The following is a 17895-nucleotide window of genomic DNA, read 5'->3' on the forward strand; positions in this document are numbered from 1 at the left end:
TTAACCTCCAAATATCCGTTTGAATAAACCCTTTTTCTCAACATCTAAAAATCTAAATTCAACCGTTTCACCTAATAAACGACTGATCGCATCGGCATAAGCTTGGCCTGCGTCAGATTCGCTATCAAGGATAACGGGTTGTCCTGAGTTAGATGCACTAAGTACTGCTTGAGATTCAGGAATGACACCTAGTAAGTCGATGGCTAAAATGTCCTGGATATCTTCAACAGATAGCATTTCACCTTTTGTTACACGATCTGGATTATAGCGTGTTATTAGCAAATGCTCTTTAATGTTTTCTAAACCTTCTTCGGCGCGTTTAGATTTACTGTGTAAAATTCCTAGTATACGATCAGAATCTCGTACTGATGAAACCTCTGGATTAGTGGTTACAATTGCTTCATCAGCAAAGTACATTGCCATCATTGCACCGGCTTCAATACCTGCCGGAGAATCACAGACTATGTAGTCAAAGTCTTCTTTTAACTCATTAAGTACACGTTCAACACCTTCGCGTGTGAGTGCATCTTTATCGCGTGTTTGTGATGCAGGAAGTAAAAATAACTTCTCTACACGTTTATCTTTTATGAGTGCTTGGTTAAGGTTGGCTTCGCCATTGATTACATTAACGAAGTCATACACTACGCGACGTTCACAACCCATAATTAGGTCTAAATTACGTAAGCCGATATCAAAATCGATGATAACAGTTTTGTAGCCTTTTAATGCTAAGCCTGTACCAATTGCTGCGCTCGATGTTGTTTTACCAACACCCCCTTTACCCGAGGTAACGACAATTATTTTTGCCATGAGATTTATCCTTTAACCAAAGCTGAAATTTCTAAAGATTCATTTTTTTGTTGTATTTGAACTGCGTTACCCCAGTGTTCACCTTGCAGTGAGTCACTGATCCAGTAATTACCATTGATTGAAACGAGTTCTGCTTCTAATTTATTACAAAATATATATGCGTTTTCTAGCCCTTTTGCACCGGCAATAGCACGGCCACGTAGAGTTCCATAAATGTGTACATTACCATCGGCAATCACTTCTGCACCATGGCTTACTGCACCTAACACCACTAAATCACGGTCTTTGGCGTAAACTTGTTGGCCTGAGCGTACCGCACCATTAATAATTTGTGCTGGTAAGTACACTGTTTTTTCAACCACTGACGTATTAGGCTCTACTCTTGCGGGTTCACTCTTAACGTCTTGTGAATAGTTTAAAACAGATAACCCTGCAGCTTTTGCTTGTTTGTGTTGCTCATCCGAACCATTACATACACCCACCGCATTAAAGCTCATGCGTTCAATAAGTGATTTTAAATGAACAAAGTCGATTGTGCTGTTTTTTACTTCAATTAAATTAACGACAATGGGGGCACCCTCAAAGAACTTTGGGGCTTGGGCTATTTTTACATACAGTTGTTCTGCTAAAAGGTTAATATCAGTACTATAAAGATGTAAAACTGATAACGTAAAAAGGTTGCCTTTTAGCTCAAAAATTTGGTCCGACATAGATGCTCAACTGGATTGTCTAGTTAGCATGTAACTTTATATAAACCTAGGCTGAACAAGGCTTTTATTAAAGTTTCCACACTAATTTTTATAACTTATTATTATTGCCATGTTATAGTGTGTAGCACTGTTAAGCAAGATTTTATAGGGCCATAATGCTAACTGCGGTATATAAAAGTAAGAAAAAAGCAGATACTTTCTTATTTATTGAAAAAAGAGACGATTTTAGTAAAGTTCCGGAACCTTTAATGGCCATGTTTGGTCAACCTCAGTACGTGATGATCATTAACTTAGCTAAGCGAACTCAATTAGGCGTAGCGGATTTAGACACTTTAAAACAGTCGCTTAGCGACCAAGGCTATTATTTACAAATTCCGCCACCAGAGGAAAACTTGCTGAGTCAATTAAGAAAACAAAATGGAGTAGATAGTGATTAAAAAATTAGCAGTTGTATTGTGTGGTGTATGTTTAAGCTCATCGGTGATGGCAAAAACCCAAGCTGAGTTTCAACAATACCTTACTAATTTAAAGCAAGAGGCAATAGCTAAAGGCTACGATACTCAGTTAATTGAGCAAGCATTTGCCACTGCATCTTATAAAGAAAAAGTGATTTCTGCAGATAAAAATCAGCCTGAAGTAAAAGAAACACTGGAAACATATTTACCAAAACGTGTGCCTCAATGGAAAATTGATCGTGCGCGTAAGTTGTATAAAGAAAACCAAGAAGTTTTAGAGAAGGTCGCAAAAGACTTTGGTGTTCAAGCACGCTTTATCGTGGCTATTTGGGGCTTAGAGAGTAATTTTGGTGCCATTCAAGGTGGCCACAACGTGATTTCATCGTTGGTAACACTGGCATTTGATGGACGCCGTGAAGCACTATACAAGCGCCAATTATGGGCAGCACTGGATATATTAAAGTCGGGTCATATTACGCTTGATAAATTTAAAGGCTCATGGGCAGGTGCAATGGGGCAAACTCAATTTATGCCAACCTCATTTAATGCCTATGCTGTAGATTACAACAATGATGGTCGCAAAGATATTTGGACAACTAAGGAAGACGCGTTTGCCTCTATTGCTAATTACTTAAAGCAAGAGGGCTGGAATGACAACTTAACCTGGGGTCGCCAAGTTCAATTACCTGCTAATTTTGATCAGCAGTATATTTTAAAGCGCGGTACTAAAACACGTAAGCAATGGCTTGAATATTGGAACAATTCAGAGCGCTCACTCGCTGATTGGCAAGCATTAGGGGTTCGTCGTGCTGATGGCAGCGATTTACCAAATGTTGCTGTGGATGCTGCACTAGTGATGCCTGATGATGTAAATGGGCGCATGTATTTAGCATACGACAACTACAAGGTATTTATGCACTGGAATCGGTCATATTACTTTGCAACTAGCGTGGGCTATTTGTCAGATAGAATTGCTTACCCAAAGATTTAAGCTAAAGCAAATAACTAAAAAAAGCCGCAAAATTGCGGCTTTTTTGTGAGTTACATATCGACTAAATTTCTTTTTTAAATATTTTATCTTTTAGGTCAATGACTTTGCCAATCCCTGAACCTAGTTTCATTAGCTTATTAAGCTGCTCAGGAGTTAAACGTTGTAATTCTGAGGACCATTTAGTTACTGTTTCAAGTAAGTTATGGATTTCGCCCATTTGTTTTTGAGCATAAATTTCATCGTCGTTACTTGCTTCGTCTAGTAAGTTATCTCGGAGTAAGCTCAGTGTAGGCTCAACTTCACGTTTTTTGCGCTCTTCGAATACGCGATTTGCCATATCCCAAATATCGCCTGCAGGGGCATAGTACTCTTTTCTATCTCCTGGGATATGCATTACTTTGATCAGCTGCCAAGATTGTAATTCTTTGATCCCCATACTCACGTTACCGCGAGAGATACTTAGCGCATCAGCGATTTGATTTGCCGTCATTGGATCTTTAGTAATAATCAATAAACCACACATTTGTCCAATGGTGCGATTAAATCCCCAGCGGCTGCCCATCTCACCACAATGCATTACAAAGGCAAAGTTTTTTTCTGATAATGTCATTGTTACAAGTTTCAAAAATAAATGAAATCTATGCTAGCACGCTGGTTAAGTATGGCAAGACTTAAGCTGGGATAAAAAACCACGTTTTACGACTAATGATTGATATAGATTAATATTTAAGCATTTATAGTGAGGTATGTTGCGGGTATGCAACATAATCTTGCCGTTTAACGCCCTTGTTAAATAGCATAAACTTTTTATAAACGATGGAATGACTATGAAAGCAGCAATAAATACAGAATATAAAGGCAAGTTAGCGATCACCGATTTACCTATTCCAGAAGTAGGCCCTGACGACGTCCTAGTAAAAATAGCCGCTTGTGGTGTGTGCCACACTGATTTACACGCATGTCATGGTGATTGGCCGGTAAAACCAAAAATGCCATTAGTACCTGGACACGAAGGTGTTGGTGTAATAGAAAAACTAGGAAGTAATATTAAGCACTTAGAAGTGGGCGATAGAGTAGGCGTACCATGGCTATACAGTGCATGTGGCCATTGTGAGTTTTGTTTAGATGGACGCGAAACCCTTTGTTTATCGCAACATAATACTGGTTACTCTATTGACGGTGGGTATGCAGAATACTGTTTAGCTCATGGTGACTACATCATCAAAATACCGGAAGGTTTAGGTTTTGCTGAAGCTGCCCCCTTATTTTGTGCCGGCGTAACAACGTATAAAGCTTTAAAAGTATCTGGTGCTAAACCAGGTCAATGGGTTGCTATTGTCGGTGTGGGTGGTTTAGGGCACTTAGCAGTGCAATATGCAAAAGCAATGGGCTTTAATGTTATTGCGGTAGATACTGGTAAAGAGAAAATGGCGCTAGCTAAAGAGTTGGGTGCTGATATTACGCTTGATTTTAAAGAAGTGGTGCCCAGTGAGGCTATTTTTGAGCAAGTAGGTGGCGCGCATGCTGTTGTTTGTACGGCAGTATCAAAACCAGGTTTTGAACAAGCTTATAAAAGTGTTCGCCGAGGGGGGAAATGTGTATTGGTTGGTTTACCGCCTGAAGATATGCCATTGCCAATTTTTGACACCGTATTAAATGGTGTTTCAGTGGTTGGATCTATTGTAGGTACACGCAAAGATCTGCAAGAATGTCTTGAATTTGCTGCGCAAGGCAAAGTAAAAGCCATCATTGAAGAGAAAAAACTTGAAGATATTAATGAAATTTTTGATGACATGCTTAAAGGCGAAATAAACGGCCGCATAGTTGTTACGATTTAATATTAAGGTTTACATGAAAAAAGCACGGTATCTCAATTGAAATACCGTGCTTTTTAAATTATTAAACTATTAAAGTGTGTAACTAAAGCTTAGCTTTGCATTACGTTCTTCACCTGGCATTCCGCCTAAAAACATGGCTTTAGAATAGTATTTTTTATTAAACAGGTTATTAATGTTTAATTGCATCTGCCAGTTGTCTGCTTTATAGCTAACCGCTGCATCATATACGGTATAAGCGGGTACGTAGCCATTATCAATACCAAATGAACTTGAGTTAGTACTACGCTTATCAACAAATGTTAAACCTGCGCTTAAATCAACTGCGTGCGGTAATTCAAACAGCGCTGCTGAGTAAGTAACCCATGAACTTGCTGTTACATAAGGCACCCCTTTTTGACGAGTATTATAGCTGTCACGATTTGGGTTGGTTTTATCGCGGGCGTCTTGATAAACACCGTTGATATTAACTTTCCATTGATCGTTCAAATAGGCATTTAAATCAATCTCTACACCTTTTGTTTGTTCTTCACCATCAAAGAAGCTCTCTACTACATTAGGTGCTGACACGCCGGCTTCATAAAGAGGGTTGGCATATTCTAAATTAGTACGCGCACTTTCAAATACCACAATTGATGCCAGTAATTGGTCATCAAATGCTTTAAAACGAAATCCTAAATCATTACTCACAGATTCGGAATCGTCTCTATCGGCTTCATTACCGGCAACAGAGCCAAGAACACTGTAAGCTGTGCGCCCTTTAGAGTGATTTAAAAACAAAGCCATATCAGCGTTTACTTGATAAGTAGCACCTAAGTTATACGTTAAACCACTGTCTGAGGTATTTGCTTCTGGCGTTGGATTTGCGCGGCTTTGACTATAACGAGGGTCAACACCAAAGTGCTCGTAACTTTGTTTAATACGATTATGAGCAACACCAATACGAGTAGTGATCTTATCGTTAATGTAAGCAACATGTTGAAGGCCTACGCCCCATGCTTGTACTTTTTTATTGTAATCACTGGTTTTAAGCGGATCATAATCAGCAAATTCATCCGCAGGCCAATTTGGCTGGCGTATATCAAAAATATACGGTAGTGCACCTTGGTAAATAACTTCTCCGGCTTTGTTTTTAATGACCTTATCGGCATCATAAATGGAGTATTGTTTAAAACGAATATCTCGGTCTTCGTAGTTGGCATTAACCAGTAATTCGTTTTCTATATTGCCGAGCATAAAGTCATAACGTAAATCTAAAAAGTATTGCCATGATTTCTCATCTGCTTCTACTTGGCGATATTCTTGGCGTCTAGCTGCGAAAGGGTGTAATACATTATCAACAACTAACGGTGCGCGTGGATCTTGGTTAATTACACCACGTCGGTTCCAATACACATAATTATAAGCACCTGTTTGGCGAGCAAAGCTAGAGGTGTAATTACGGTACTGTAGCTGTTGATTTAAAAATAAATCATCACTAATGTAGTAATTGTGCGCTAATTTAAAACGCAGCTCTTCACCTTCGTTATCCTTTGCCATCGGTGATATTATGCCATTGGTACCAAAGTTAAAGGGTGTTAAACCATCATTGCTTGCCAAAGAGTTAGCGAGTTCATTTCGTTGTGCTTCACTCAATTGTAACCCACTTGCTGTAGGGTCATTAACTAAATCGGCGCCTGATACTTCTCCTGCAGTTAAACCGTTAACCGATTTACTGTTAAAAATACGAATAGGGTGGCCAATAGAATCCACTGCAATAGCATCTTTAATATATGCCCCAGACAATACAAAAGATTGCTGGTCATTAAGCACATATTTTAAAGACGAGTAAATTTCATCGCGCTGATCTTTTAAATCACGAAAGCCATCGCTAGAGGCGGTTTTGGCCATAACCCGATAAGCTAAATCGTCGGTTATTGCATTGGTGCTATCAAGTGCAAGCGAATAACTATCCCACTGGCCAATATCCATTTCTAGGGTATGTTGCTCGTTAAACTGTGGTTTTTTTTCAATCAGGTTGATGACACCACCGGCACTACCCATACCATACAAGCCCGTTGCAGGGCCTTTTAATACTTCAATTGATTCAACATTGGTTAAAGAACGAGTAGGGTTAAATGTATTGCCTAACCCTGCGCCGCCATACATGCCATCGTAAGTGTAATTAGCGCCCAAGCCACGAATAACTAAGTTGTCACCAATGCCATAGTTATTACCCGCTTGAGTTAGGCCACTCACATTACGGATCACGTCCTGAAGACTATCAATACCTTGTGACTCAATCAGTGCTTTATCAACAATGACCACGGGTGCAGGAGTTTCCATTAGCGACATGTCTGATTTAGTTGCTAAACCTGAATTCATCACCACTCGGTTTTGTTGCTCGTAAACGCTAATTCGTTCAATATCTGAATTAACTTGTGACTCGTTAGCCATTGCTAAACTTGCGTTTAAGCACGCTAGAGTGAGGAGAGAGTATTGAAACCTTTTCATAAACTGATAACCATTCGCATTTGTTAATTTGCGCGAATGATAATGGTTATCATTTTAAAATTAAATAAAAAGTTCAATTTTTTTTACTTTAATAGGTACGTTTGCTTGATTGTTATTCAATGTGATTTAAAAGTAATCATATTTGAAAATTTCAATGGAGTATTACAGTAGATAATTGGTTTAGCGGAAAGATCTTTTGAATAAAATATTGATGGCTAAACAAGCAGCTTAGCTAAATTTGCTAAAAAACTGTTAAGGTTGAGCGCAGCTCAACCTTATAGAGGCGTTTTGGGTTTACTGTTTGTAAATCACACCCGCTTTCATAACGAATGGGATCTGCTCTAGTGTAGAAATGTTTTTTAATGGGTTAGTGTTTACCGCTATAATATCAGCTGCAAAACCAGTTTTAATTTGCCCTAGTTGTTTATCAGCTTTTAATAATTTAGCACTATTAATGGTTGCGGCTTGGATGGCTTGTAATTCACTCATACCAAATTCAACCATTCGCGAGAACTGCTTAGCGTTATCGCCATGCGGGTAAATAGCTGCGTCGGTTCCAAACACCATGTTTACACCCGCTTCAACCGCGCGTTTAAAACTATCGCGTTGTTTTTTTGATACCAGACGTTCTTTATTTAGATTTTCTTCATCCACGCCATTTTGTTCACCAAAGCTTAGCGTATATTCGGTATTATAAATATCCATAGACAGCCAAGTTCCATGCTCTTTTGCAAGCGCGATTGCTTCATCGTCTAAAAAGCTAGCGTGCTCAACACTATCTACACCGGCTTTAATTGCCGTTTTAATACCGTTAGTTCCATGTGCGTGAGCGGCAACAGGTAATTCACGCATGTGCGCTTCATCAACAATGGCTTTCATTTCTTCAAAGGCGTATTGCTGTATGCCGACTTTTGTTCCTTTAGAGAATACACCGCCTGTGGCGCATAGTTTGATTGCATTAGCGCCATATTTTATATTTTCACGCACCTTAATACGCACAGCCCACGGGCCATCAGCAACGCCGGTGGCAGTATATTTCATCTCTGGAGGTAAGCGATTATTATCGCAGTGCCCACCAGTAATGCTCAAAGAAGGCCCTGCAGCCCAAATGCGTGGGCCGATAATATCACCTGCATTCACACCGTCTCGCACCGCAATAACACTGTAGCCCTCAGCACCTAAGTTCCTTACTGTAGTAAATCCAGCTTCTAAGGTTTGCTTAGCAAAATAGCTGGCTTTAATGGCCATTCGCGGAACAGATTGCCCTAACCGTTCACTTCGAGACACGGTTGGATCGCTGGTTAAATGTACGTGCATGTCCATTAACCCAGGTAACAGGGTAAGCGTTGGTAGGTTTATCAGTTCATCATTACTGCTAAGCTTGGGCTTTTTATTAAATTGGATTTGGCTAATAACACCGTTATCTATGGCAATCAACGGATTAGCCTTAAGTTCGCCTGTTTCAACATCTAGCAAAGCTTTGGCCGATATATAGGTTGTGGCTAGTGTACTTGCGCTGGTTAAGCTCATTAATGCGATTGATAGAGTCAATAAATGTTTTTTCATGTTTAAGTCATTATAATTATTTTCATTCACTTGAATGTAGCAACCATGCGCTATTGAGTAAATAATATAGCGACGAATAGCATTGACCATAATTGCTTTATTTAAGCTATTTAAAACCGCATAATTGGCGGGTAAAAACTAACAAGGGAATTTATGAAAGTTATTAAAATAGCACTGGTTGCCAGTAGCGTTATGTTTGCCTTAAGTGGTTGTATGAGCGCCAGCTCACAATTAAACACAAATCAGTCAGTCTCACCTGTAATAAGCGAATTATCAGCCGAGCAGCAATTAGATGTGCTCGTTGCTCAGTACTACGATGAATCATTAGCTTTTAATCCATTAAGCGCTACTTATAATGGCCGCCATGAATTTGATGATCAATTTTTGCCTGAAATATCGCAGCTTAATCGCGATAAAAAAGCCGCATTTTACAAAAAATATCAACAACGCTTAACGCTGATTGATGAATCACAACTGACCGGTCAAGCGCTACTGAATTTTGAAGTGTTATCCCGAGATTTAGCCCTCAAGCTTGAGGGGATGCAATATAAAAATTATTTGTTACCGATAAATCAAATGTCAGGTGCGCATAATACCTTCGCTGGATTTGGTTCAGGACAAAGTGCTCAGCCTTTTAATACTGTTGCCGACTACCAAAAATTTATCAAGCGTGCAGATGGTTTCTTTAAATGGCTTGCAAGTGTTGAACAATCAATGGCGCAAGGCGTTAAAAACGATGTGGTACTGCCTATGCCATTAGCAAAAAAATTACTCCCGCAATTTAAAGCGCATGTTGTTACAAGCGCAGAAGATTCTCTCTTTTATTCGCCCATTAAAGCCATGCCCGACTCTTTTTCAGCTGATGAAAAGCAACTGTTAAGATCGCAGTATACAACATTGATTTTAGATAAATTAGTACCTGCATATCAGCGAATGAGCGATTTCTTACTTAACGATTATATTCCTTATGCCCGCGATTCTGTTGGTTATGCTGATTTACCCAATGGTAAAGCATGGTACGAATACCAAATAAAGAAAAACACCACGTTAAGTTTATCAGCGGATGAAATTCATAAGATTGGTTTAAGTGAAGTGGCAAGAATCTTAAGTGAGATGGAAACGGTTAAAGAAACCGTAGGATTTGAAGGAGAATTATCAGCCTTTTTTAACCACTTACGTGACTCAGATGAGTTTTATTATAAAACAGCCGATGAGTTAATTGCCGCCTATGAACAAATTAAAGTAAAAATAGACGCTCGCTTACCAAAGTTATTTAATATTGAGCCTAAGGCTCCTTATATTGTTAAAGCGGTTGAAGCCTATCGTGCCCAATCGGCTGCGGGAGCGTCGTATGCAGGACCAGCTCCTGATGGTTCGCGCCCAGGTATATTTTATATCAATACATACAACTTAAAAGCACAGCCTAAGTTCTTACTCGAAACGCTGTCTATTCATGAAGCCGCTCCGGGGCATCACTTTCAAATAGCGCTGCAACAAGAGGTGCAAAGCTTACCTGATTTTCGTAAATTCGGCGGCTACACGGTGTTTGCTGAGGGTTGGGCATTATACGCAGAAAGCTTAGGCAAAGAACTGGGTTTATTTACCGATCCGTATATGTGGTATGGGCGTCTTAACGATGAGCAGTTAAGAGCGATGCGATTAGTGCTTGATACAGGTTTTCATGCCAAAGGGTGGACACGTCAACAAGGCATTGATTACATGCTAGCAAATTCTTCAATGGCAAAAAGTGATGTTATCGCTGAAGTTGAGCGCTATATCGCATGGCCTGGGCAAGCATTATCGTACAAATTGGGTGAGTTTAAAATTAAAGAGCTCAGAGATTACGCCCACCAGCAATTAGGTGAGCAATTTGATATTAAAGCGTTTCATACGCAAATATTAATTGATGGTGCATTACCTATGCCTATTCTGGAGAAAAAAATTAAACGTTGGGTTAAATCTCAGCAGTAATAAAATCGCGCGAAGCCATGCAGATATTAGGGATTGGCTTTGCGCGCTTTGCTGCAATACGTTAGAATGCGCGCTCTTAAAAGGGGCGAGAACACCATGTTTGATCAACAATTAGCAAATACCCAATTTTGGCTTAGTAAAAGCCTGAATGAAATGAACCAGCAAGAATGGGAAGCCATTTGTGATGGATGTGGAAAGTGTTGTTTAAACACCTTTATTGACAGTGAAGACGAAGATGACTTTACTGCTACCGATCAGCTAAGAGAAGGTGAGCAACTAATATTTACCAACATTGTTTGTCAATACCTTGATAACAATACCTGTGGCTGTAGTGAATACGAAAACCGTCAAATCTTAGTCCCTTCGTGCGTTAAGCTCACTAAAGAAAACCTAAAAGACATCTTTTTCATGCCCCAAAGCTGTAGCTACCGCCGACTTCATGAAGGGCGCGGCTTAGCAACGTGGCATCCGTTACTTAATAACGGCGATAAAACTAAAATGCATGAGCTAAATATTTCAGTCAAAGATAAAACAGTAAAAGATTGTGATGTAAAACTGGAAGATTTTGACTTGTATATTGCCGAGTGGCCAACCAAGGATTGCAACTAGTGAGTAAGTTACAAGCAAGTATTGGTTTAATAAACCCTAAAAGCCCAACCAATGTGGGTGGTGTATTACGCGCAGCAGGTTGTTATGACGCCAAGCAGGTGTTTTTTACCGGCAACCGTTATTTAAATGCACAAAAATTTCATACTGATACTAAAAATGTGGTGCAACGTATTCCATTAACCGCCACCGACAATTTAGCATCAGTTAAGCCACAAGACGCAAAAGTAGTGGTAATAGAGCTAATTGAAGGTGCTACTCCTTTACCCGAGTTTACTCATCCTGAGAACGCATTTTATGTGTTTGGTCCAGAAGACGGCTCTGTGCCTAAAGACGTTTTAAAATGGTGCGACGAAGTTGTGTATATCCCAACTATAGGTTGTATGAATTTAGCGGCAACTTGTAATGTTGTTCTTTATGACCGACTCGCGAAATTGGGCGGAATTCAAAGCAGCGATGAAACCATTATTTCCTCACGCGATACCAATAATAAAATGAAATGGAAAAAACAACCTTAATATACACAATATAAGCGTGAACAGGACGTGGTAGCTTTGCTCGGTTTTACTTATTCTTACATGGATGTAAGCTAATGGAATAGCGCAGGAGCAGTTATCGAGCCCACCACTAATTTACCAACCTCGCACCACGATTAAATCGCCCCCAGTTTAAAAAAATATTAATCCGCAAAGCATCAACAGATCCTAGTTAAATGTAAATAAAAGTAACTAATTAACTTAAAAAATAAGCAGTTCGTCTTTTTTTAACTCTATAAATGTAAAAGTATGTAATTATAATGAAAAAATAATAACTACAAGGTTTTACATTTTATGCATAGGCTATGTTACTTGTTTTGCTGTTGTTGGCTAATGTTACTAAGCATTCCGCTAACAGGCTGTTATTCAAAGCCTGCAGCTTTAGATCCTCAAGTAGCAAGTACTGGTGAGTCGTTATCCACGATAGCTCAAACCACAGATGTAATTTTTTACGACTTACAGCTAGTTGTCCTGCCCAGTAAGAAAAAAATTTCCGGCATAGGTAAAACCATGTTTCGAGTGCTGAAAAAAACGCAGCAAGTCGAACTCAAGCTCGATAGTCGTTTCTCTATTGAAAATGTCACTGTTGCTAAGCAATCAGCCAATTTTAGTCACCAGCAGGGCGTTATCATTATTGATTTGTATGAAGCTAAATACCCAGGTGAAGTTGTCGAGGTTGCCATTAGCTATTCAGGACACCCTCATGAAGCTACTAATCCCCCATGGAGTGGTGGCTTTGTATTTAGCCATACTGCACAAGGTGAGCCTTGGATAGCAACGGCAGTACAAGGCGAAGGCTGTGACTTATTTTGGCCTTGCAAAGATCACTTCAGTGATAAAGCCGACAGTATGCGTATTCGTGTGACAGTACCAACGGGCTTAAGTGTTGCTAGTAATGGTGTACTTAAAAAAATCATGCCATTAAAAAATAATACAACTGAATTTGATTGGTTTTTATCTGAGCCTGCGAGTGATTACAATATTGCGTTAAACATTGGTCCCTTCGAACGTATTAAACAACAATATAAAAGTATTAACGGCACGCAGGTGCCTGTTGAATTCTGGGCATTACCTGAAAACAGCCACAAAGCCACTATGCTACTCAATGATGATGTATATCAACAGCTCGCATTTTTTGAATCTGTATTAGGGCCTTATCCTTGGGGTATGCAAAAGTTAGGCTTTGTAGAAACACCACATTTGGGTATGGAACATCAAACCATTAACGCTTATGGTAAAGGGTATACCCGCGATCCAAGTGGCTATGACTGGCTTATTCAGCACGAGTTGGCTCATGAATGGTTTGGCAATTTAATGACCCATGAAAAACTCAACGATGCGTGGTTACACGAAGGCTTTGGTTTCTATATGCAACCCGCTTACAGCTTGTTTAAATTTGGTGAAGCTGCTTATAACCATGCTATGTACACCGCGTATTTAGGATTAAAAAATTGCCATCCTATTGTTAAAAAAGGGAAAGTTACTTCTAAAGAAGCGTTTAATGCAGATATTTATGGTAAAGGTGGTTGGACGCTTCACACTCTGCGATGGCTAATTGGAGACGAGTTATTTTGGCAAGCTGCCCGAGAGTTAGCATATGGTCAAACGCAAACAGCTAATTTGAGTTATCCAATCGAGTCGCGTTATCGCAGTAGCCAAGATTTTATTGATATTGTTAACCGGATCACGGGCGATGATTATACGTGGTTATTTGATGTGTATTTAAAGCAAGCCGCGTTACCAACCTTAACAATGGAGCGAACCAACACAGTCATTTATTTAAGCTGGAGTAACAGCGAAAAAGATGGCACAGCGTTTAAAATGCCGGTTCCTATTTCTATAAACGGGAAGTTGACAACTCACACTCCAGTGGATGGACTGATCACTATCAATGCCAAAAAAAGCGACATTATCGTTATCGATCCACAGATGAAGGTTCTGCGACAGTTACCTATAATTAGTCAATGTCAGCAACAAAGCTAAGCTTATATAGGTTAAATTACAACTTGTTATAAGTTTAAGATTTAACCAAATACCGTTCTTTTTGGATTTAAAATCTCATTATTTATTATTATTTTTAATTATTAACCTCGCCTGAACAATATTTGCTAAGACTTTCAGTTAAAAATTTGTTAAAAAGGCAGTGGTAATAATGATTAATTCTTAAGGTACTTATGTTTAGCTCGCTAAAATTCACCTCCAAAATCACCATCGCTGCGTCATTAGTGTTAGTTTTAGTGTTAGGTGTTTTCACTATAAATAACTATTTTTCAATGCGTCATCAAACTCAAGAGCAGTTGTCGCTGGTGCTAGAGCAAAACTCAGAATCGGTTTCTAAAAACATTGCAAGTTGGCTCAATAATAAATTGGCAATTGTGATCTCTATCGCAAAAACATATCAAGATAACGATACGAAGTCTTTAACGCTTTCGCAATTAAATACCGCTGAGCTTGCCGGGGATTTTAAAAATACCTACATAGGTAAATCATCGGGGACATTTATTTTAAATGATCAAAGTGTTGTGCTCCCCAGCGATTTTGATGCTACAAGTCGCCCTTGGTATAAATTAGTAGAAAATAAAACAACAACGGCTTTTACAACCCCTTATATTGATGTGACCACCAACGAACTGACAATTTCAGCCGTTGCGCCTATTAATAGTAATGGTCAATTTAAAGGGGTAGCGGGAGCAGATATTGATATGCAAACCATCGCTGAAATTATTGGCGATATTGATTTCTTGGGACTCGGTTATGGCTTCTTACTTGATAATAAAGGGCAAATATTAAGTCACCCTGATAGTAAATTAAATTCAAAAAAAGTCGCAGATTTGATTGGTAAAAATGCACCGTTAGCAAGAGAGTTTACAGAGTATCAAGTAGCGGGTGAAACCTCGCTGGTATCCTTTACTAAGATTCGTGGTATTGAAAATGTTGATTGGTATCTGGGTGTAGTAGTTAATAAAGATAAAGCGTATTCAAGTGTTTCTTCGTTTGGTCAAAAGGCAATTGTCTTTTTAATTATTGGTATTTTAGTGATTGTTGCATCACTGGAGTTTTTACTGCGTTATTTAATGCGACCTATGTATCGTCTTAATGATGCTATTAGAGATATAGCACAAGGTGAAGGCGATTTAACTTGTCGACTCAGTGTTGAGAACGATGACGAGTTTGGTCAGTTAAGTAATTCATTTAATATTTTTATAGAAAAAATTCAAAATTCAATTGTTCAAGTTAAGTCTTCAACACAGTTGCTAGAAACCGCGGTTGCTAAACTGGTTACCCAAACAGATTCAACATTAACTATGTACGACGACCAAAGTGAACGTACCAACAGTGTGGCATCTGCAATTAACCAGTTTTCAGCCACTGCAACAGAAATTTCAACTAGTGCAAGTAATGCCTCAACACTTGCTAAAGATGCTGATCAATATTGCGCTAAAAATCAGCAAACACTAACGAATAACGTTTCGAGCATTCATCAACTTTCGCAAAATATAGAGCAAGCACAAGAAACAATTAATAGTTTAGATTCACATACTGCTAATATCGGTAATGTACTTGCGGTAATCAAAGGCGTGAGTGAACAAACTAACTTGCTTGCTTTAAATGCGGCAATAGAAGCGGCACGTGCAGGTGAAGCGGGAAGAGGGTTTGCCGTTGTTGCTGATGAAGTCAGGCAATTAGCACAACGTACTCAGCAATCAACGCAAGAAATTGAAAATACGGTAATTGAACTACAAAAAGGCTCAAGCTCTGCCGTTGAGCTGATGAAAACCAGTTTAGAAGAAAGTGAAAAAAGTGTTCAGCAAGCTGATGCAGTTGGCGATGTAATGAAGCAAATAATTAGCGCGATAAAGCAAATAACCGACGCTAATCATAGTGTGGCTAATGCTACTGATGAGCAAAATCAAGTTGTTAAATCATTACACTCAGATATCCATGTTATTAGCGACCTATCGATTCAAGGTCAATCTAACCTTAACCTCACTTTAGAAGAGTGCACTAAGCTCAAACATCAATTCAGTGACTTAGAGCGTATGGTTAAAAAATTCAAAGTATGAGCAGTAAAACAAAAATAAATAAACCAAACTGGCTCAGTTTAATCAATATCGATAGTGTTTATAGCTTTGATAGACAACGCCAAGCGTTTTCTTTATTTACCATGATAGCGATTGCCTTGGTGTTAATTACTTATTTGGTGATTGCAAATTATCGCGTTTATGCACCTATATTAACTGCCGCATTAATTTCAGTTAACTTAACGATTGTAGGATGCATTGTTTATTTTATAAAAACTAAACAGCTTAATGCTATCGCGTTAATTACCTTGATGATTGTATTTGTGATGTGCTTAGCTTTAGTATCCACCGGCGGTAAAGAAAACACCGCATTATATTGGCTAATGTTTTATCCTGTAGCTGTATTTGCCATACTGGGTGTCAAACTTGGCGCATGGTTAAGTAGTGCCATGTTATTGAGCTGTATTGTTATGTTGTATGGCCCCGATATGGGGCAGGTTATGTATGGTGAGGTAGAAAAGACCCGTTTTGTTGCTGCATTTTCATTAGTGCTGGTGTTTTCTTTTATCGGTGAGTATTTTCGTCACAGAAGCCACCTTGCCATTGCAGATATCACCTTAGAGCAAAAACAACACGCCTATACAGATCAGCTTACAGGCGCACCCAACCGCCGTTTTATTACTTCACATTTTTTAAAGCTTGCTGCTTCACGGCCAGCGCATTATTTGCCGCTGTCTATTTTGCTCATTGATTTAGATAACTTTAAACAATTAAATGATACCTACGGCCATGATTTTGGCGATACCGTATTAATAGAGTTTACTAAATTATTAGAGTCGCAATTTTCTGCAACCGCCCTTAAAGCCCGTTATGGTGGCGAAGAGTTTGTGGTTATTTTACCGCAGATGACCACCATAGAAGCCAGTATTTTGGCTAATCGTTTTAGAGAATGCGTGCAACATCATGTAATATTAACTGATAAACAACAACGAGTATCGTTAACTTGTAGCATTGGCATTGCACAAGCTAATCATATTGATGACTACGACAGTGCATTAAAACAAGCCGATGAGTATTTATATCAGGCAAAATCACAAGGGCGCAATAAAGTCATATTTGCGCATGGCGAGTATGTCAGTCAATAAGCTTATTTATGTGCATGATCCTATGTGTAGCTGGTGCTGGGGATATAAGCCTACGTGGCAAAAACTTGAATCGGCTCTAGTAAATATTCTGCCTATAGAATATAGAATCGGAGGTTTAGCTGCTGATAGCGACCAGCCAATGAGTGCCGATATGCAGTTGCAACTACAAGGCATATGGCAAAACATTAGCAACCAATTAGGTACTGAGTTTAATTTTAATTTTTGGCGAGAATGCCAACCGCGCCGTTCTACTTATCCCTCCTGCAGAGCGGCTTTAATTGCTCGGAGCTTTAACAAAGAGCCACAGATGATTGACGCTATTCAACAAGCGTATTATTTACAGGCGCAAAATCCATCGGATGAAGACGTGCTTATTAAACTATGCGAAAAAATTGGTTTAGATCCCTGTTTATTTACTCAGCAGTTACACTCTAAGGAACTTAAGCGTCGCTTTGATGATGAGCTTAACTTTGTTCGCAGTTTACCTATTCAAGGTTTTCCGTCGTTAGTATTAATAAAAAACAATAGCGCATACCCCATTGCTATCAACTACACAGATTGGCGGCAAACCCTAAGTGAAATACAATCTTACTTATAAAATTTACACTTCAAACATTACCCCTGCACTTTAAATTCGGCCAATAAGGCTAATTTATTACCGCTGTCATAAAAGCGACTTTTTTACGCAACACGCTTGTCATTTTTAATCTATACAATTTCGCTCATTGAAACTATCTCGCTTTAAATTGTTTTTT

General features: G+C 39.0%; 15 protein-coding genes. 10 read left to right on the forward strand and 5 right to left on the reverse strand.

Going from position 1 to position 17895, the window contains the following annotated elements; all coding sequences use genetic code 11:
- Together minD and minC are read right to left on the reverse strand one after the other, a co-directional pair.
- Positions 1 to 810, reverse strand: a complete 810-nt coding sequence (minD, locus tag DK924_RS09250; RefSeq protein ID WP_008111531.1) for a septum site-determining protein MinD — start codon at positions 808 to 810, stop codon at positions 1 to 3.
- A 5-nt stretch (positions 811 to 815) separates the two neighbouring features.
- Positions 816 to 1520: a septum site-determining protein MinC gene (minC, locus tag DK924_RS09255; RefSeq protein WP_008111529.1), complete on the reverse strand. Its 705-nt coding sequence runs from the start codon at positions 1518 to 1520 to the stop codon at positions 816 to 818.
- A gap of 155 nt (positions 1521 to 1675) precedes the next feature.
- Here minC and DK924_RS09260 point away from each other — a divergent pair, with 155 nt between their 5' ends.
- On the forward strand, positions 1676 to 1957 hold the full coding sequence (locus DK924_RS09260; RefSeq protein ID WP_008111526.1) for a YcgL domain-containing protein: 282 nt from the start codon (positions 1676 to 1678) through the stop codon (positions 1955 to 1957).
- On the forward strand, positions 1950 to 2966 hold the full coding sequence (locus DK924_RS09265) for a lytic transglycosylase domain-containing protein (protein ID WP_008111524.1): 1017 nt from the start codon (positions 1950 to 1952) through the stop codon (positions 2964 to 2966). Before DK924_RS09260 ends, DK924_RS09265 begins: the two co-directional genes overlap by 8 nt.
- Before the next feature lie 61 nt (positions 2967 to 3027).
- Here the strand turns inward: DK924_RS09265 and DK924_RS09270 are convergent, their stop codons facing one another.
- The gene (locus DK924_RS09270; protein ID WP_010388849.1) at positions 3028 to 3576 is read right to left on the reverse strand and encodes a GbsR/MarR family transcriptional regulator; all 549 of its coding nucleotides are present in this window, start codon (positions 3574 to 3576) and stop codon (positions 3028 to 3030) included.
- 217 nt (positions 3577 to 3793) lie between these two features.
- Between DK924_RS09270 and adhP the strand changes: the two genes are divergently transcribed.
- Positions 3794 to 4804, forward strand: a complete 1011-nt coding sequence (gene adhP / locus DK924_RS09275) for an alcohol dehydrogenase AdhP (RefSeq protein ID WP_010388847.1) — start codon at positions 3794 to 3796, stop codon at positions 4802 to 4804.
- Between the two features lie 69 nt (positions 4805 to 4873).
- Here the strand turns inward: adhP and DK924_RS09280 are convergent, their stop codons facing one another.
- Positions 4874 to 7294 carry a TonB-dependent siderophore receptor gene (locus DK924_RS09280; RefSeq protein WP_109874974.1) on the reverse strand — a complete coding sequence of 807 codons (2421 nt, stop codon included), beginning with the start codon at positions 7292 to 7294 and terminating at the stop codon, positions 4874 to 4876.
- Positions 7295 to 7588: 294 nt separating this feature from the next.
- Positions 7589 to 8860 (reverse strand): amidohydrolase family protein, encoded by a 1272-nt coding sequence (locus tag DK924_RS09285; protein WP_181388765.1) that lies wholly within the window; start codon positions 8858 to 8860, stop codon positions 7589 to 7591.
- A gap of 153 nt (positions 8861 to 9013) precedes the next feature.
- Between DK924_RS09285 and DK924_RS09290 the strand changes: the two genes are divergently transcribed.
- The 7 genes from DK924_RS09290 to DK924_RS09320 all read left to right on the forward strand — a co-directional run bounded on the left by DK924_RS09290 (position 9014) and on the right by DK924_RS09320 (position 17738).
- Positions 9014 to 10831, forward strand: a complete 1818-nt coding sequence (locus DK924_RS09290; RefSeq protein ID WP_109874976.1) for a DUF885 family protein — start codon at positions 9014 to 9016, stop codon at positions 10829 to 10831.
- A 96-nt stretch (positions 10832 to 10927) separates the two neighbouring features.
- Positions 10928 to 11440, forward strand: a complete 513-nt coding sequence (locus DK924_RS09295; protein ID WP_109874977.1) for a YcgN family cysteine cluster protein — start codon at positions 10928 to 10930, stop codon at positions 11438 to 11440.
- Positions 11440 to 11955, forward strand: a complete 516-nt coding sequence (locus tag DK924_RS09300) for an RNA methyltransferase (protein WP_054201586.1) — start codon at positions 11440 to 11442, stop codon at positions 11953 to 11955. Before DK924_RS09295 ends, DK924_RS09300 begins: the two co-directional genes overlap by 1 nt.
- 351 nt (positions 11956 to 12306) lie before the next feature.
- Positions 12307 to 13956 (forward strand): M1 family metallopeptidase, encoded by a 1650-nt coding sequence (locus DK924_RS09305; RefSeq protein ID WP_109874978.1) that lies wholly within the window; start codon positions 12307 to 12309, stop codon positions 13954 to 13956.
- 191 nt (positions 13957 to 14147) lie between these two features.
- The gene (locus DK924_RS09310; protein ID WP_054201584.1) at positions 14148 to 16037 is read left to right on the forward strand and encodes a methyl-accepting chemotaxis protein; all 1890 of its coding nucleotides are present in this window, start codon (positions 14148 to 14150) and stop codon (positions 16035 to 16037) included.
- A complete protein-coding gene (locus tag DK924_RS09315; protein WP_054201583.1) occupies positions 16034 to 17140 on the forward strand; it encodes a GGDEF domain-containing protein in 1107 nt (368 codons plus the stop codon). Before DK924_RS09310 ends, DK924_RS09315 begins: the two co-directional genes overlap by 4 nt.
- Positions 17127 to 17738: a DsbA family protein gene (locus DK924_RS09320; protein WP_109874979.1), complete on the forward strand. Its 612-nt coding sequence runs from the start codon at positions 17127 to 17129 to the stop codon at positions 17736 to 17738. Before DK924_RS09315 ends, DK924_RS09320 begins: the two co-directional genes overlap by 14 nt.
- The last annotated feature ends 157 nt before the right edge of the window (positions 17739 to 17895 follow it).

It is taken from the genome of Pseudoalteromonas sp. meg-B1, from assembly GCF_003173795.1.
GTDB classification, from domain to species: domain Bacteria; phylum Pseudomonadota; class Gammaproteobacteria; order Enterobacterales; family Alteromonadaceae; genus Pseudoalteromonas; species Pseudoalteromonas undina.

Excerpts from the sequence above, each read along its gene's own strand:
- DK924_RS09260 (WP_008111526.1), top strand. The coding sequence starts at position 1,676 with ATGCTAACTGCGGTATATAAAAGTAAGAAAAAAGCAGATACTTTCTTA.
- DK924_RS09280 (WP_109874974.1), bottom strand. The coding sequence starts at position 7,294 with ATGAAAAGGTTTCAATACTCTCTCCTCACTCTAGCGTGCTTAAACGCA.
- minC (WP_008111529.1), bottom strand. The coding sequence starts at position 1,520 with ATGTCGGACCAAATTTTTGAGCTAAAAGGCAACCTTTTTACGTTATCA.
- DK924_RS09315 (WP_054201583.1), top strand. The coding sequence starts at position 16,034 with ATGAGCAGTAAAACAAAAATAAATAAACCAAACTGGCTCAGTTTAATC.
- DK924_RS09290 (WP_109874976.1), top strand. The coding sequence starts at position 9,014 with ATGAAAGTTATTAAAATAGCACTGGTTGCCAGTAGCGTTATGTTTGCC.
- DK924_RS09270 (WP_010388849.1), bottom strand. The coding sequence starts at position 3,576 with ATGACATTATCAGAAAAAAACTTTGCCTTTGTAATGCATTGTGGTGAG.
- DK924_RS09285 (WP_181388765.1), bottom strand. The coding sequence starts at position 8,860 with ATGAAAAAACATTTATTGACTCTATCAATCGCATTAATGAGCTTAACC.
- DK924_RS09310 (WP_054201584.1), top strand. The coding sequence starts at position 14,148 with ATGTTTAGCTCGCTAAAATTCACCTCCAAAATCACCATCGCTGCGTCA.
- DK924_RS09320 (WP_109874979.1), top strand. The coding sequence starts at position 17,127 with ATGTCAGTCAATAAGCTTATTTATGTGCATGATCCTATGTGTAGCTGG.
- DK924_RS09305 (WP_109874978.1), top strand. The coding sequence starts at position 12,307 with ATGTTACTAAGCATTCCGCTAACAGGCTGTTATTCAAAGCCTGCAGCT.
- adhP (WP_010388847.1), top strand. The coding sequence starts at position 3,794 with ATGAAAGCAGCAATAAATACAGAATATAAAGGCAAGTTAGCGATCACC.
- minD (WP_008111531.1), bottom strand. The coding sequence starts at position 810 with ATGGCAAAAATAATTGTCGTTACCTCGGGTAAAGGGGGTGTTGGTAAA.
- DK924_RS09295 (WP_109874977.1), top strand. The coding sequence starts at position 10,928 with ATGTTTGATCAACAATTAGCAAATACCCAATTTTGGCTTAGTAAAAGC.